General features: G+C 72.7%; 13 protein-coding genes and 2 tRNA genes. 4 read left to right on the top strand and 11 right to left on the bottom strand.

The window, feature by feature from the left end:
• Positions 1–231 precede the first annotated feature (231 nt).
• The 3 genes from ACWD4P_RS35805 to pgsA all read right to left on the bottom strand — a co-directional run bounded on the left by ACWD4P_RS35805 (position 232) and on the right by pgsA (position 3,134).
• Positions 232–1,416: a glycosyltransferase family 4 protein gene (locus ACWD4P_RS35805; protein ID WP_359825317.1), complete on the bottom strand. Its 1,185-nt coding sequence runs from the start codon at positions 1,414–1,416 to the stop codon at positions 232–234.
• Positions 1,417–1,483: 67 nt separating this feature from the next.
• Positions 1,484–2,470 carry a phosphatidylinositol mannoside acyltransferase gene (locus ACWD4P_RS35810; RefSeq protein WP_449782510.1) on the bottom strand — a complete coding sequence of 329 codons (987 nt, stop codon included), beginning with the start codon at positions 2,468–2,470 and terminating at the stop codon, positions 1,484–1,486.
• A gap of 16 nt (positions 2,471–2,486) precedes the next feature.
• Entirely contained in the window at positions 2,487–3,134 is a 648-nt protein-coding gene (pgsA, locus tag ACWD4P_RS35815; RefSeq protein ID WP_359825323.1) for a phosphatidylinositol phosphate synthase, read from the bottom strand.
• Positions 3,135–3,422: 288 nt separating this feature from the next.
• Between pgsA and ACWD4P_RS35820 the strand changes: the two genes are divergently transcribed.
• The gene (locus tag ACWD4P_RS35820) at positions 3,423–5,471 is read left to right on the top strand and encodes an elongation factor G-like protein EF-G2 (RefSeq protein ID WP_449782511.1); all 2,049 of its coding nucleotides are present in this window, start codon (positions 3,423–3,425) and stop codon (positions 5,469–5,471) included.
• Positions 5,472–5,510: 39 nt separating this feature from the next.
• Here ACWD4P_RS35820 and ACWD4P_RS35825 read toward each other — a convergent pair whose 3' ends face one another.
• Positions 5,511–5,936, bottom strand: a complete 426-nt coding sequence (locus tag ACWD4P_RS35825) for a thiol-disulfide oxidoreductase DCC family protein (RefSeq protein ID WP_359825328.1) — start codon at positions 5,934–5,936, stop codon at positions 5,511–5,513.
• A gap of 195 nt (positions 5,937–6,131) precedes the next feature.
• Here ACWD4P_RS35825 and ACWD4P_RS35830 point away from each other — a divergent pair, with 195 nt between their 5' ends.
• A complete protein-coding gene (locus ACWD4P_RS35830; protein ID WP_359825329.1) occupies positions 6,132–7,778 on the top strand; it encodes a hypothetical protein in 1,647 nt (548 codons plus the stop codon).
• A 69-nt stretch (positions 7,779–7,847) separates the two neighbouring features.
• Here the strand turns inward: ACWD4P_RS35830 and ACWD4P_RS35835 are convergent, their stop codons facing one another.
• From ACWD4P_RS35835 to ACWD4P_RS35850, 4 genes are all read right to left on the bottom strand, one after another.
• Positions 7,848–8,408: an HIT family protein gene (locus ACWD4P_RS35835; RefSeq protein WP_359825332.1), complete on the bottom strand. Its 561-nt coding sequence runs from the start codon at positions 8,406–8,408 to the stop codon at positions 7,848–7,850.
• A 146-nt stretch (positions 8,409–8,554) separates the two neighbouring features.
• Complete coding sequence (thrS, locus tag ACWD4P_RS35840) at positions 8,555–10,534, bottom strand: threonine--tRNA ligase (RefSeq protein ID WP_359825334.1); 1,980 nt, start codon at positions 10,532–10,534, stop codon at positions 8,555–8,557.
• A gap of 88 nt (positions 10,535–10,622) precedes the next feature.
• Positions 10,623–11,786, bottom strand: coding sequence for a hypothetical protein (locus ACWD4P_RS35845; protein ID WP_449782512.1), 1,164 nt, complete (start codon positions 11,784–11,786; stop codon positions 10,623–10,625).
• A 32-nt stretch (positions 11,787–11,818) separates the two neighbouring features.
• Positions 11,819–12,373, bottom strand: coding sequence for a DUF4365 domain-containing protein (locus ACWD4P_RS35850; RefSeq protein WP_359825338.1), 555 nt, complete (start codon positions 12,371–12,373; stop codon positions 11,819–11,821).
• A 165-nt stretch (positions 12,374–12,538) separates the two neighbouring features.
• On the opposite strand from ACWD4P_RS35850, the gene ACWD4P_RS35855 reads away from it, so the two are divergent.
• On the top strand, positions 12,539–13,306 hold the full coding sequence (locus ACWD4P_RS35855; RefSeq protein ID WP_449782513.1) for an exonuclease domain-containing protein: 768 nt from the start codon (positions 12,539–12,541) through the stop codon (positions 13,304–13,306).
• A gap of 80 nt (positions 13,307–13,386) precedes the next feature.
• On the opposite strand, the gene ACWD4P_RS35860 is transcribed toward ACWD4P_RS35855, so the two are convergent.
• From ACWD4P_RS35860 to ACWD4P_RS35870, 3 genes are all read right to left on the bottom strand, one after another.
• Positions 13,387–13,458 (bottom strand) — tRNA-Val (locus tag ACWD4P_RS35860).
• Positions 13,459–13,665: 207 nt separating this feature from the next.
• Positions 13,666–13,737, bottom strand: a tRNA-Val gene (locus ACWD4P_RS35865).
• A 77-nt stretch (positions 13,738–13,814) separates the two neighbouring features.
• Complete coding sequence (locus ACWD4P_RS35870; RefSeq protein WP_449782514.1) at positions 13,815–14,273, bottom strand: TIGR02611 family protein; 459 nt, start codon at positions 14,271–14,273, stop codon at positions 13,815–13,817.
• 194 nt (positions 14,274–14,467) lie between these two features.
• Between ACWD4P_RS35870 and ACWD4P_RS35875 the strand changes: the two genes are divergently transcribed.
• Entirely contained in the window at positions 14,468–14,881 is a 414-nt protein-coding gene (locus ACWD4P_RS35875) for an SsgA family sporulation/cell division regulator (RefSeq protein ID WP_030056266.1), read from the top strand.
• Positions 14,882–15,089: the final 208 nt, after the last annotated feature.

Below are 15,089 nucleotides of genomic sequence, written 5' to 3' on the forward strand. Positions count from 1 at the left end.
CGCTCTGCCGGAACACCGTCCTGCAGGACTCCGGCTTCGCGTCGATCGTCGTCTCCGCCAGCCGGTTGATCGCCAGGCCGAGGCCCCGGCGGTCGAAGGTGCCGGCCAGGTCGGCCGAGTAGTCGACGGAGATCTGCGGCATGTGTGCCCCCGTGGATCGCAGTGGTGCGGACGCCCGACCCTAACCCCGCCGACGCGGACCCCCGGCCCCGGCCCCGCCGACGCGACCCGCTAGTCGCGGGCCAGCCCGAACCGGCCCCGCCGACCGCTGCGCTCGTCCTCCTCGACCACCGCCGCGTTGCCGGCCGTCACCGTCTCGTAGACCGCCAGGATGTCCGCGCCCACCGTCGACCAGTCGAACCGCCGCACGTGCCGTGAGGCGGCCTCCCGCAGCTCCTCCAGCCGGGCCGGGTCCCCCAGCAGCCGCAGCGCCGTACGGGCCAGCGCGTCCGCGTCCTCCACCGGGAACAGCTCGCCCGCGTCCCCGCCGTCCAGCACCTGCTTGAACGCGTCCAGATCGCTCGCCAGCACCGGCGCGCCCGCGGACATCGCCTCGACCAGGATGATCCCGAAGCTCTCGCCACCGGTGTTCGGCGCCACGTACAGGTCCACGCTGCGCAGCAGCCTGGCCTTGTCCCGGTCGCTCACCATGCCGAGGAACTCCACCTGCGCGCGCACCTCGGGCGCCAGGCCCGCGACGGCCTCCTCCTCGTCGCCCTTGCCCGCGACCAGCAGCCGCACCCCCGGCCGCTCCGCCAGGATCCTCGGCAGCGCCGCCAGCAGCGTCGGCAGGCCCTTGCGCGGCTCGTTGATCCGGCCGATGAAGCCGATCGTGCCCGGCTCGCCCTTCGCCGCCCCGCCCGTCCAGCGCTCGTCCGACTCGGCCTCGGCGAAGAAGCCCACGTCCACGCCGTTCGGGATCACCACCGCGTCCCCGCCCAGGTGCTCCACCAGGGTGCGCCGGGCGTACTCCGACACCGCGATCCGGGCCCGCATCTTCTCCAGCCCCGGCTGGAGGATCGGCGAGGCCGCGATCATCACCCGCGACCGCGGGTTGGACGTGTGGAACGTCCCCACCATCGGCCCGGTCGCCGACCACGCGGCCAGCATCGACAGGCTCGGCGCGGCCGGCTCGTGCACGTGCAGGATGTCGAAGCGCCCGTCGTGCAGCCAGCGCCGCACCCGCGCCGCCGACAGGATCCCGAAGCTCAGCCGCGCCACCGACCCGTTGTACGGCACCGCCACCGACCGCCCGGCCGGGACCACGTACGGCGGCAGCGCCTCGTCGTCCTCGGCCGGCGCCAGCACCGACACCTCGTGCCCCAGACCGATCAGGTGCTCGGCCAGGTCCCGGATGTGGAACTGCACCCCACCGGGGACGTCCCAGTCGTACGGGCAGACGATGCCGATCTTCACGGATTCCTCGAGCTCCTTCGGACGGTCGTGCGGACGGCGCGGCGTGACAGCGGGACAGCGGGACGGATCAGGACCCGGAGGCCTCGGCCGCGGGCTCCGGAACGACCGCCGGAGCGGTCTGCGAAGCGGCCGCCGTACGCCCCCTTGGCGCCGCCCCCACCGTCTCACGGCGCGGCAGGTCCGCCAGCCAGAACCGCTGCAGCATGTGCCAGTCCTGCGGGTACTCGCGGATGCCCCGCTCCCACACGTCCGCCATCGCCTGGGTCATCGCCCGGGTGCGCTCCTTGCGGTCGCCCTCCTCGGGCACCGCGACCTCGGGGTGGATCCGCCCCCGCAGCACCGGGCCGTCGTACCAGAGCGTCACCGGCAGCAGCGCCGCCCCGGTCCGCTGGCACAGCGCCGCCGGACCGGCCGGCATCCGGGTCTCCTCACCGAAGAACGACACCCCGATGCCCGCCTCCGACAGGTCCCGGTCCCCCACCAGGCAGACCAGCCGGCCCGCGCGCAGCCGCCGCGCGAGCGTGCCGATCACGTTCACCGAACCCCCGGTCAGCGCCAGGACCTCCATGCCCTGGCCCTCCCGGAACTCCACGAACCGGTCGAACAGCCGCTCCGGCTTCAACCGCTCCGCGACCGTGGTGAACGGGTAGCCCTGCTGCGCCACCCAGGTCCCCGCGAGGTCCCAGTTGCCCATGTGCGGGAGCGCTATGACCGCGCCCCGCCCGGCCTCCATCGCCGCCCGCAGGTGCTCGAAGCCGTCGACCCGCACGTCCCGGGCCACCCGCTCCCGGCTCCACACCGGCAGCCGGAACGACTCCATCCAGTACCGCAGGTACGAGCGCATCCCGGCCCGGGACAGCTCCCGCATCGCGGCCTCGTCCAGCCCGGGACGGACCCGGCGCAGGTTCGCCTCCAACTGCAGCACCCGCTTGCCGCGCTTGCGCCACGCGTAGTCCGCCAGCCGGTCGAACAACCCCCGGGCCACCCGCTCCGGCAGGTGCTTCAGCAGCCCCCACCCCAGCGCGTACGCCCAGTACACCAGTCGGTCCGTCACCGCAGGACGCCCCCCATCAGCTCCCGGCCGCCGCTCGGTCGGCCTCGAACGCCTCCCGGCGCACGGTCAGCATCCGCTGGAACACCGTCACCAGGCTGCCCGCCGCCACCAGCCACAGCGCCACCGGCAGCAGCCACTCCACGTACGGCACACCGAACGTGTGCAGACCCGCGACCCCGGCCGCCACCAGGCTGGCCACCAGCCGCTCGGCCCGCTCCACCAGCCCCGACACGTCGCACGGCAGACCCTGGCTCTCCGCCCGGGCCTTCGTGTACGACACCACCAGGCCGCTCGCCAGGCAGAAGATCGCCACCGCGCAGAGCAGGTTGTCGTCACCCTTGCCCGCGTACCACATCGCCAGACCACCGAAGATCGCCGCGTCCGCGACCCGGTCCAGGGTGGAGTCGAGGAACGCCCCCCACTTCGTGCTCCGACCCAGCTGGCGGGCCATGTTCCCGTCGACCAGGTCCGAGAAGATGAACAGCGTGATCGTGATGGTGCCCCAGAAGAACTCCCCACGCGGGAAGAACACCAGGGCACCGGCCACCGAACCGGCGGTACCGATCAGCGTCACGGCGTCCGGGCTCACGCCCAGGCGGATCAGGAACGCGGCGAACGGGGTCAGGACACGTGTGAAGAAGGCACGCGCGTATTTGTTGAGCATGGCCTTCCCAGCCGCTCCGATCTCCCAGATACCCGCCTGGCGCAGAACGCGCGGCAGGCGGCCGGGCGGATCAGCCCGTCCGGCCCACCCATCGTAGCCACGCCGAGGACACGCTCCGGCGCACGCACCGCCGGACGCCGCCCCCGCCACCGCGCACACACGGACGGTCACCGACCACCCGTGCGACACACGCCCCGTCCGGACCCGACCGGCCGTACGAAACGCGCCGCCACGACACCCGCACCTAGACTGCGATGGACAGCCTCGGCGCCACGGGAGGAGACCCCGATGCCCGACCGCAGCACGGTACGAGCCGGCCAGGCACCCGCCGTCACCGGCCCCAAGGACCTGCGCAACGTCGTCCTGATCGGCTCCAGCGGTGTGGGCAAGACCACCCTCGCCGAGTCCCTCGCGCTCGCCGCCGGAGCCACCGGCCGGGCCGGCCGCGTCGCCGACGGCACCACCGTCTCCGACCACGAGGACATCGAGCACCAGCAGCAGCGCTCCGTCCAGCTCGCGCTCCTCCCGCTCGAATGGAAGGGCGTCAAGATCAACCTGATCGACCCGCCCGGCCACCCCGACTTCACCGCCGACCTGCGCGCCGCCCTGCACGCCGCCGACGCCGCCGTCTTCGTCGTCTCCGCCACCGACCCGGTCACCGCCCCCACCCGCGCCCTGTGGCGCGAGTGCGCCGCCGAGGGCATCCCCCGCGCCATCGCCGTCGCCAAGCTCGACCTCGCCCGCACCGGCTTCGACGAGATCCTCACCGCCTGCCACGACGCCTTCGAACTCGGCCCCGACACCCTCCGCCCGCTCTTCCTGCCCGTCCTCCACGACGGGCACCCCGACGGCTCCGTGGACCTCCTCACCGGCGACACCTACGGCGACACCGACCCGCTGCCCGACACCGCCCCCGCCCACGACAGCCTCGTCGAGGCCATCTCCGGCCAGGACGACACCCTCATGGAGCGCTACCTCTCCGGCGACCCCCTCGACACCGACTCCCTCGAGGCCGGCCTGCGCCGCGAGGTCCTCTCCTGCGCGCTCCACCCCGCCGTCCCCACCAGCGAGAACGGCCTCGGCGCCGCCGAACTCCTCGACCTCGTCGTGCACACCTTCCCCGACCCCACCGAACGCACCCGCCCCGGCCCCGTCTGCGACCCCGACGCCCCGCTCGCCGCCCAGGTCGTCCGCGTCACCGGCGACGCCTACGTCGGCCGGATCAGCCTGCTGCGCCTGTACGCCGGCACCCTGCGCCCCGACACCAAGATCCACCTCGCCGGGCCCGCCCACACCGCCGACCAGAACGGCGACGAACGCGTCACCGCCCTCACCAGCCCCTTCGGCAAGCTCCAGCGGCCCGTCCCGCACGCCGTCGCCGGCGACCTCGTCTGCGCCGCCAAACTCACCACCGCCCGCGCCGGCGACACCGTCCACGACCCCGGCCACCCCGTCGACCTCGACGGCTGGACGCTCCCCGAGCCGCTGCTGCCGATCGCCGTCGAGGCCCACAGCAAGGCCGACGACGACAAGCTCTCCCAGGCCCTCGCCCGCCTCACCGCCGAGGACCCGGCGCTGCGCCTGGAACAGAACCCCGACACCCACCAGCTCGTCCTCTGGTGCACCGGCGAGGCCCACGCCGAGGTCGTCCTCGACCGCCTCCTCACCCGCCACGGCGTCCACGTCGACACCGTCGAGCCGAAGGTCGCGCTGCGCGAGACCTTCGGCACCGCCGCCGCCGGCCACGGCCGCCTGGTCAAGCAGTCCGGCGGCCACGGCCAGTACGCCATCTGCGACCTGGAGGTCGAACCGCTGCCGGCCGGCTCCGGCTTCGAGTTCCAGGAGCACGTCGTCGGCGGCGCCGTCCCCAAGCACTTCATCCCGTCCGTCGAGAAGGGCGTGCGCGCCCAGCTCGTCAAGGGGGTCGCCACCGGGTACCCGCTGGTCGACGTGCGGGTCACCCTCACCGACGGCAAGGCGCACTCCGTCGACTCCTCCGACGCGTCCTTCCAGAACGCCGCCGCCCTCGCCCTGCGCGACGCCGCCGAGCACGCCGTCATCCGCCTGCTCGAACCCGTCGCCGCCGTCAGCGTCCTGCTGCCCGACGACTACCTCGGCGCCGTCCTCGGCGACCTCTCCGCCCGCCGCGGCCGGGTCCTGGGCACCGAGACCGGCGGCACCGGCCTCACCCTGCTGCGCGCCGAGGTCCCCGAACTCGAGCTCGTCCGCTACCCGATCGACCTGCGCTCGCTCACCCACGGCACCGCCGAGTTCTCCCGGGCCTACCTGCGCCACGAACCCATGCCCGCAGCCCTGGCCGAGCGCTACACCGACTGAGCGCTCCCGCGGCCGGGGGCTCGCACGGGCCGGACGCTCCTACGAGCCGGCGGTCTTCCGGTCGGGCAGCGCGCACGCCGCCGTACCCCCCGGCATCCGGTGCCGGTTGCGCGCCACCCAGCGGTAGGCCGTCCCCGCGAGCGGCCGCACCGGCGCCGCCGTCAACACGGCGCCCAGGTATGCCCACGCCCCGCCGGAGCGCATCAGCAGCCGCGCAACCGCCTGCGCGCCCCCGTACACCCGGCCGGTCGGCGTCACCCAGAGCACCTCGCGCTCCGCCCGCTCCGCCGAGACCTCGCCGCGCCCGCCCGCGCGCCCGTCCAGCGCCGCCAGGTCCGCGAACCGGAACGGCACCGCCTCCCAGCCCCCCGAGGCCAGCGTCTGCCGCAGGTACCGCTCCGCCCAGCGCACGCAGGACGAGCAGAACGAGCAGTCCCCGTCGAAGACCAGCACCGGATCCTTCACGGCCGCTCCCCTTTCCTCGCTTCCACCGTCCATCCTGCCCCACCTCCCCCGTCGCCCCCGCCGTGGGCATCGACCTGCCCGAAGCCGGGCATCATTCCCGGCGGGCCTCCGGTGACGGCACTTCGGACGATCATCCGCGCGGGGGTGCCACGGCACGGTAACCTGCCGCTGACAAGGGGAGGAGGGGACGCCACCGTGACCACACTCGACATGACCCCGGGTGCGCAGATACCCCGGACCGACACCGGACCGCAGACCGCCATCACCCAGGGGCTCTCCTCGACCGCCTACCGCGACGGCGAGGTCAGCGGCTTCGTCGGCGCCGTCACCGACGCCACGGAGAAGAAGGGCCGTTTCGCGCTCTTCCGCCCCAACCTCGGCGAGGCGTTCAGCAAAGCGCTGATCTCCCGCGCCCTGGGCGGCGGCCGCAAGCCCCTCGTCCCGGCCTTCGGAGTCGACACCCGCCAGGTCGTCGAACACTGCCTGGCCGCCGAGGAGCTGCGCAACACCCGCGACCGGCAGCTCAGCAGCGTCTCCATCGCCACCGGCGCGCTCTTCCTCCCCGGCACCCTGGTCTGGCTCGCCGCCTTCCAGCTCCGCGCGTGGCTCAAGCGGGACAACCCGAAGAACGCGGACGCCTACGGTGCCCTGGTGCTCCTCGCGGCCGCGGCCCTCGCCATCTACCTCGCGATCCGCCCGCCGGCCACCGGCTTCATCGGCGTCTACCTGCGCATCACCATGCTCGCGCCGGTCATCGGCTGGTACCTGGCCCGCCGGATCGTCGAGCGCTCCGCCAAGGAGCTGCGCGCCCGCTGGCAGGCCCTGGTCGAGGGCAGCGCGGTGGCCGCCTCCGTCGCCAAGGCCGTCCCCCGGGACGACCTCGACAAGAAGGCCACCGACCTGCGCGACAAGCTCGGCCGCCTGGACGCCGAGCAGGAGACCAACATCCACCACTACGCCGGCCCCAAGGGCATCCTCGGTGCCGGCCGCCGCTGGGGCGAGTGGCGCCTCGCCGACACCCTCCACCCCGCCGAGGGCCACGTCGACTTCCGCGCCTTCCACCCCTGGGACCTGATCCGCCGGATCTCCTCCCACCTCAAGGGCCTGGGCGTCAGCCACGTCGCCAACAGCGGCATCCCCAACGTCGCCATCAAGCAGTGGGTGGTCTTCGACGTCGGTGCGGGCGCCGACGAGATCAGCCGCCCCGGCAACGCCGACATGGACGGCGACCGGATGCGCGACTTCGCCGTGCAGAGCGTCGCCGACAAGCAGACGTTCTCCGGCGGCCCCCGGCACTACCTCGCGACCCAGTTCATCACCCACGACGGCAAGCTGGTCCTCACCTTCACCGTCACCGTCACCCTGCTCGCCAACGTCCTGAACATCACCGTGTCCGGGTACGCGCTCGGCCCGGTCAAGGGCGTGTTCTTCGACAAGCCGAAGGACAAGGAGAAGTCGGTCGCCAAGAGCGTGAAGTTCTGGGAGGAGCGCACCGTCAAGCTCCCCCTGATCGACAACGACGAGGTCGTCCGCCAGGCCGTCCGCGCCCCCTTCTACCGGATGCCCGGCCTGCTCACCTGGCTCGGCGGCGGGCTCGGGCTGCCCGAGCCCTTCGGACTGCGGCACATCTGGGCCGGCCGGGCCTGGGAGAACCGCTCCATGGTCGACAACGCCCAGAACGCCTCCGTCCCGGTGCTCGCCGCCGTCCACGCGGCCACGCTGGAGTTCCTGGAGGAGCACGACCTGGACGCCGACCGCTTCTTCAAGAACCGCACCTCGATCATCAAGTCCGAGGCGCAGAGCCCCCGTCCGTACGACGTGGACACCTTCAACGCCGGCTGACCCCGGGAGAACACGAGGGAGGGCCCCGCCGAACGTCTCGGCGGGGCCCTCCCTCATGCGGTGACCGGATCAGCCCCGCGGCCAGACCTCGGCCAGCATCTTCCGGGTGTCCGCCAGCAGCTGCGGCAGCACCTTGGTGTGGCCGACCACCGGCATGAAGTTGGTGTCCCCGCCCCAGCGCGGCACCACGTGCTGGTGCAGGTGCGCCGCGATCCCGGCCCCGGCCGCCGCGCCCTGGTTCATCCCGATGTTGAACCCGTGCGCGCCGGAGGCCGCCCGCAGCGCCGTCATCGCCTTCTTGGTGAAGTCCGCCAGCTCGGCCGTCTCGGCCTCGTCCAGCTCGGTGTAGTCGGCCACGTGCCGGTACGGGACCACCATCAGGTGCCCGCCGTTGTACGGGTACAGGTTCAGCACCGCGAACACGGCGCTCCCCCGGGCGATGACCAGCCCGTCCTCGTCGCTCAGGGACGGGATCGAGCAGAACGGGCAACCGTCGTCCGGAGCCGGGCCTGTGGGCTTGTTCTCCCCCTGGATGTAGGCCATCCGATGGGGGGTCCACAGGCGGCGGAAGCCGTCCGGCTCACCGACGCCCCGCTGCAGTTCCGGCTCAGTCGTCATGCTGATCAGCATATTCGCCCGGCGGTGCTTGCAAAGCCGCGCGGGGCAGACTCATCGAGAGCCTGCCCCGCGCAACCCCGCGAACGCGGGGCCTACGGCATCTTGGCCTTGTGCGCGTTCCGAATCTTCGGACTACCCCCGCTCAAGCGGGGCCCACATCACACCTGGATACGACGCGCCACGGCATCAACGATCTCGGCGATGGCCTCGTCACGGGGCACGCCGTTCTTCTGCTCGCCGTTGCGGTAGCGGAAGGACACCGCGCCCGCCTCGACATCGTCGTTGCCCGCGATCAGCATGAACGGCGTCTTGCTCCGCTGCGCGTTCCTGATTTTCTTCTGCATGCGGTCGTCCGAGGTGTCCACCTCGACCCGGATCCCGTGCTTCTTCAGCTCGGCCGCGACCTCCAGCAGGTACGGCACGTGCTCGTCGGTGATCGGGATGCCGGTCACGGTGACCGGGGCCAGCCACGGCGGCATGGCGCCGGCGTAGTGCTCCAGCAGCACCGCGAAGAAGCGCTCGATGCTGCCGAACAGCGCACGGTGGATCATGACCGGCCGCTGGCGAGAGCCGTCCGCCGCCGTGTACTCCAGGTCGAAACGCTCGGGCAGGTTGAAGTCGAGCTGGATGGTGCTCATCTGCCAGGTCCGGCCGATGGCGTCCTTCGCCTGCACCGAGATCTTCGGGCCGTAGAAGGCCGCGCCGCCCGGGTCCGGGACCAACGGGAGACCCTGCTTCTCGGCCACGCCCGCCAGGACGGCGGTGGCCTCCTCCCAGGCCTCGTCGGTCCCGACGTACTTCACCGGGTCCTTGGTCGACAGCTCCAGGTAGAAGTCGGTCAGACCGTAGTCGCGCAACAGGTTGAGCACGAAGGTCAGGGTGGAGTCGAGCTCCTCCGCCATCTGCTCGCGGGTGCAGTAGATGTGGGCGTCGTCCTGGGTGAAGCCGCGGGCCCGGGTCAGGCCGTGCACCACACCGGACTTCTCGTACCGGTACACCGTCCCGAACTCGAAGAGGCGCAGCGGCAGTTCACGGTACGAGCGGCCGCGCGCGTCGAAGATCAGGTTGTGCATCGGGCAGTTCATCGGCTTGAGGTAGTAGTCCACGCCCTCGTCGAGCTGCATGGGCGGGTACATGCCGTCCGCGTACCAGTCGAGGTGGCCGCTCTTCTCGAAGAGCTTCCCCTTGGTGGCGTGCGGGGTGTAGACGAACTCGTAGCCCTCCTCCTCGTGCCGCCGGCGCGAGTAGTCCTCCATCGCCCGGCGGATGATGCCGCCCTTGGGGTGGAAGACGGCGAGGCCGGAGCCGATCTCCTCGGGGATGGAGAAGAGGTCGAGCTCGTTGCCGAGCTTGCGGTGGTCGCGCTTCTCGGCCTCGACCAGGAAGTCGAGGTGGGCCTTGAGCTCGTCCTTGGTCGGCCAGGCGGTGCCGTAGATGCGCTGGAGCATCGGGTTGCGCTCGCTGCCGCGCCAGTAGGCGGCCGCGTTGCGCATCAGCTTGAACGCCGGGATGTGCCGGGTGCTGGGCAGGTGGGGGCCGCGGCAGAGGTCGCCCCAGCACTGCTCGCCGGTCTTGGCGTCCAGGTTGTCGTAGATGGTGAGCTCGCCGGCGCCGACCTCGACGTCGGCGCCCTCGCCGGCGGTGGCGGCGGAGCCCTTGAGGCCGATCAGCTCCAGCTTGTACGGCTCGGCGGCCAGCTCCTCGCGGGCGGACTCGTCGGTGACCACGCGGCGGGAGAACTTCTGCCCGCGCTTGATGATCTCCTGCATGCGCTTCTCGATGGCCTTGAGGTCATCGGGGTGGAAGGGCTTCTCGACGTCGAAGTCGTAGTAGAAGCCGTCCTTGACCGGCGGGCCGATGCCGAGCTTGGCCTCGGGGTAGAGCTGCTGCACGGCCTGGGCCATCACGTGCGCGGTGGAGTGGCGCAGGATGTCGAGGCCGTCCTTGCTGCTGATCTCGACCGGCTCGACCTCCTCGCCGTCCCGGACGACGTACGCGAGGTCCTTGAGCTGGCCGCCGACCCGGGCGGCGATGATCGAGCGGTCGTCGGCGAAGAGCTCGGCGGCCGTGGTGCCCGTCGTCACCACGCGCTCTTCCCGATCGGGTTCGCGGCTGATGATTACCCGGACGTCCGTCACCGGTCTCTCCTGACGTGCTGGATTTCAGAGGGCGCAACACTGCGCTGCGCGTGACGATGGTACCGAGAGCGCCGCCCCCGCCGTCCACCTACGCCCCTTCTCCCCCTCCTTCCGCCGTCTCCCCGAGCGACTTCAGCAGCCTTTCGCGGTCCCCGTCCTCCCAGCCGCGGAGCTCCAGTCCGTGCGGGCGGGTCAGCCGGCGGAAGCCGCCGTGCCGGTCCAGCCGGCCGGAGACCCGTACGGGCAGGCCCGCGAGGTGGGCCTCGGCGGCGAGCCGGTAGTCGGGGTCGGGCAGGCGGAGCCTGAGTTCGCGGACCTCGGCGCCGGCCAGTACCCGCAGCCGTACCGAGCCGGGGCCGGCCGGGTCGGCGCGCTTGAGCCGGGTGACCACGCCGACCACGGTGACGTCGACGGAGGGTTCGATCCGTTCCAGCAGATCGGCGGCCTCCGCCAGGGCGGGCAGGTCGCCGGGCGAGAAGTCGAGGTCGATCCGGCGGTCCCCGAAGCCACCCGGTGTCCCGGCGGTGGGCGACCAGGCGACGCTGAGCCGGGCGGCCGTCGCGTTCCGCACCAGGTCCTCGACGGACCGGACGAGCTCCCGGCTGACCCCGGCCCGGACGGCGTTCCCGAAGGCCTCGGGCCCGCCGCTGACCCTGCGGTAGTCGACCGCGTCGCGCAGCGCCTCCAGCGCGCGGACCAGGGTGGTCACGGCGGCGCGGCCCTCGGGGGCCGGGGTGTGGGCGGTGAGGGCGGCTCCCTGTTCGACCAGCAGGACCTGCTCCAGGAAGTCCCCGGCGAGGCCGTCCAGCCGGGCGCCGAAGTAGCCGGCCCTGGTGCGGGCGGCCTTGGCGCCGGCGGCGAGCATGCCGCGGGCCGACTGCCGGAGCCGCTCGGCCTCGTCCCAGGGGGTGGTGCCGGCGGGGCCGGCCGGCTCGCGGTGCCAGCGCAGTTCGTCGCCGGGGACGGCGAGGGCGAGCAGGATCGAGCGGGCGGAGGGGGTGCGGGAGCGGGAGAGCGCGGTCACGGCGTCGGTGAGCAGTTCGACGGCGTCCTCGAAGCCGTCACCGGCCGGGACGAGCAGGCTGGTGCCGGGTTCGTCGTCGGGCGGGGTCCACCGTCCGTACCGGGCGGCCGGGCCGCCTCGGCGGACCCAGCCGTGCCGGGCGAGCAGGGTGGCCAGCACCGCCGGGTCGACGGCGGCCGGGTCGGGCAGGGGCCGGGCCGGATCGCCCGGTCCGTACGGCGGTGTCATGGGTCCGGTTCCTCCCTGCCGGGGCCGGGCCGTCACGGGCTGCCGCCCGCGCCGACCCGGGCCATGATGTCGCAGAGCGCGCGGTCGTCGAAGACCTCGGCGGTGGGTACCCGGACGTTGGTGCGCCGCCGCCCGGTGACCGGGTGGCCGGCCAGGTTGATCCAGTAGCAGCAGTGCCGCAGTTCCAGGGCGTCCGGGCGGGCCCGCAGCCAGTGGTCGACCCGGCGCGGCAGCAGCATCACGACCAGGATCCGCGGCACGGCGACCCGCGGCCGGGCGAGCTTGCGCAGGTGGTCGTTGTCCAGGGTGAAGCTGAAGAACGGCCCGGCGGGGTCGGGCGCGACCTGCTGGGTGGCCTTCAGCTGGATCTTGACGGTGACCTCGTCGTCCACCTCGTGCGCCCGGGAGCCGTGGCTGACGTGCCAGTCGATGCCGTTGTCCGGGAACGGCTGGGAGAGCGAGCAGCCGGCCGCGGCCGCGACCGCGTGCAGGTAGCCGACCTGAAGGGTCTCCATGCACGCCGTCACCGCGAGGTTCCCGCGCAGTACGGCCGCCGCCTCCTCGGGCTGCGGCTGGGTCAGTGCCATCGCCCCGTGGCCTCCCCGGCTCCGGGCCCGTCCCGGCCCGGACGGGCCGGCCGATTCGAACGGGACAGTCATCGGCAGGATCCCCGGTCGGGCTTGGGCCAAACGGGTTGAAGGGGCGTCAGAACCGGGTATCAACCGGGCGCAACGCTCGTCTGAGGGGCCGTCATGCAGCAGCACTGGTACACCGGACCACTCGCCTCCTTCGACACCGAGACGACCGGCGTGGACGTCGAGAACGACCGGATCGTCTCGGCCGCCCTGGTCGTCCAGCTCGCGCCGGGCACGCCGGCCCGGACCACCACCTGGCTCGCCGATCCGGGCGTGCCGATCCCGGACGGCGCCCGCGCGGTGCACGGCATCACCGACGAGCAGGTGCGCGCCCACGGCCGGCCGGCCCGCACCGTGGTGGCGGAGGTCACCCGCGCGCTGGCGGCCGAGGCGCTGGCCGGGCGTCCGGTGGTGGTGATGAACGCGCCCTACGACCTGACGCTGCTGGACCGGGAGCTGCGCCGTCATCACGGGCTGACGCTGGCCGCCGGACTGTCGGCGGCCGGCCTGGTGGTGATCGATCCCCGGGTGCTGGACAAGCACGTGGACCGCTACCGCAAGGGCCGCCGGACGCTGACCGACCTGTGCGCCCACTACGGCGTGGAGCTGGCCGGGGCGCACGACGCGGCGGCGGACGCGACGGCGGCGCTGGCCCTGACCCGGCGGATCGGCGCCCGCTACCCGGCGGCGCTCGGCGGGCTGTCGGCGGCGGAGCTGCACCTGCGGCAGACGATCTGGCACGCGGCGCAGGCGCGCGGGCTGCAGAACTGGTTCGACCGTTCGGGCACCCCGGAACGGGTGGACCTGTCCTGGCCGCTGCGGCCGGCCCGGTGCGGCTGCGGGCGCCGGCTGGAGCCGGAGCACCGCTGCGAAGCGGCGGCGTGAACGGGGCGGCCCGGCGTACCGGGCCGGAACGCGCCGCAGGCCCTGACCGGTTTCCTGGTCAGGGCCTGCGTGCTGTCCGGTGGGCGATACTGGGATCGAACCAGTGACCCCTTCGGTGTGAACGAAGTGCTCTCCCGCTGAGCTAATCGCCCGGGCAACGAGAAGAACTGTAGCACCATTCAGGGCTGGTCGTACAACTCGCCCGTCCGGGCAGGCCGACGCCTCCGCAGAACTCGCGCTCCGCACGGAAGATGACAGTGCCTCAGCCGATTACCGACGGCCCTTCGGGCGGAATCCGGAAATACACGTGAGGCCCAGCCGATAATCGGCTGGGCCTCACGTATCACAATGCATTCCGGTGGGCGATACTGGGATCGAACCAGTGACCCCTTCGGTGTGAACGAAGTGCTCTCCCGCTGAGCTAATCGCCCGGGTGCAGAGAAAACATTACCGCATCCCGGAGGGTGCTCCGAACACCTCCCCCGCCGGCGGCCCCCGCCCGGGCGGGTCAGCTCTCGTCCAGCCGCCAGGGGACGACCAGGCCGTAGCGGGCGAAGTACCAGCCGCCCACCCCGACGAGGACGGCCAGCCCGATCGCGGTGAGCGTCAGGTTGCGGCGGCGCACCCGCGGGTCCATGGCCCGCTGGGCGGCCTCGGCGACCTTGCGCCGGGTCCAGCGCAGGGCCAGCTGGGCCCAGACGAACTCGGTCGCCCAGATCCCCATCCCGAGGAAGATCACCAGCCAGCCGGGACCGGGCAGCGGGAGCATGACCAGCCCGAGCGCCACCACGGCGAGGCCGGTCAGGAAGATCGCCACCTGCCAGATCCGGTGCAGCGCCGGGGAGCGGCGGACGAAGGCCGGGGCCCGTGAGCCGACCGCCCGTCCGCCGTCGACGGTTGCGTCAACCGCCGCAGTCGCTTCACCCGATCCCGCGTTCCCGGCCGCCTTGTCGTTTCGCACAGTCATGCCAGGAAACTAACCAAGATGTGCCGGGGAATGCCCGGCCCGGCCGCTGCGGGGCGATTCCGCAATGCGCCGTAAGGGGTACGACTCGCGCCCGAATCGGGACAGAGGGGTTTACATCGGTCTTGGGGGTGGGATGGTCCGTTCGCCGACGTGCGATTCCCCGAGCGCACACTGAGCGAAAGGCCATGGCGCTTATGAACACCACGGTCAGCTGCGAGCTGCACCTGCGCCTCATCGTGTCCAGCGAGTCCTCACTGCCCGTCCCCGCGGGCCTGCGCTACGACACCGCCGACCCCTACGCCGTGCACGCCACGTTCCACACGGGCGCCGACGAGACCGTGGAGTGGGTGTTCGCCCGAGATCTCCTCGCGGAGGGGCTGCACCGACCCACCGGTACCGGAGACGTCCGGGTGTGGCCGTCGCGCAGCCACGGGCAAGGGGTGGTCTGCATCGCACTGAGCTCTCCTGAAGGAGAAGCCCTGCTGGAGGCCCCGGCCCGAGCGCTTGAGTCCTTCCTCAAGCGGACGGACGCCGCGGTGCCCCCCGGCACCGAACACCGTCACTTCGACCTCGACCGGGAGCTGTCCCACATCCTCGCCGAAAGCTGACCCCGTCCGGAGGGCGGTGACGCCCCGCTGTCGGCGGGGCCGCACCCCCTGCCGTCATCGCAGCCGTCCTACTCGGGGGCACGGCAGCGGACTCAGCCGCGCACGACGCGGTCTCGGGGCCGGTGAGCGGCCCCGCTCCCACCGGAGCGGACGCCCCGCACCGAAGGCGCCCGGCGCCGAGGCCGGTCCTCCCCCCGGCTGGCCGGCC

The sequence above is a fragment of the Kitasatospora sp. NPDC002543 genome (assembly GCF_053594915.1).

Coding starts and splice junctions, on each gene's coding strand:
- pgsA (WP_359825323.1), bottom strand. CDS start 3,134: ATGCTCAACAAATACGCGCGTGCCTTCTTCACACGTGTCCTGACCCCG.
- ACWD4P_RS35820 (WP_449782511.1), top strand. CDS start 3,423: ATGCCCGACCGCAGCACGGTACGAGCCGGCCAGGCACCCGCCGTCACC.
- ACWD4P_RS35835 (WP_359825332.1), bottom strand. CDS start 8,408: ATGCTGATCAGCATGACGACTGAGCCGGAACTGCAGCGGGGCGTCGGT.
- ACWD4P_RS35845 (WP_449782512.1), bottom strand. CDS start 11,786: ATGACACCGCCGTACGGACCGGGCGATCCGGCCCGGCCCCTGCCCGAC.
- ACWD4P_RS35850 (WP_359825338.1), bottom strand. CDS start 12,373: ATGGCACTGACCCAGCCGCAGCCCGAGGAGGCGGCGGCCGTACTGCGC.
- ACWD4P_RS35855 (WP_449782513.1), top strand. CDS start 12,539: ATGCAGCAGCACTGGTACACCGGACCACTCGCCTCCTTCGACACCGAG.
- ACWD4P_RS35870 (WP_449782514.1), bottom strand. CDS start 14,273: ATGACTGTGCGAAACGACAAGGCGGCCGGGAACGCGGGATCGGGTGAA.
- ACWD4P_RS35875 (WP_030056266.1), top strand. CDS start 14,468: ATGAACACCACGGTCAGCTGCGAGCTGCACCTGCGCCTCATCGTGTCC.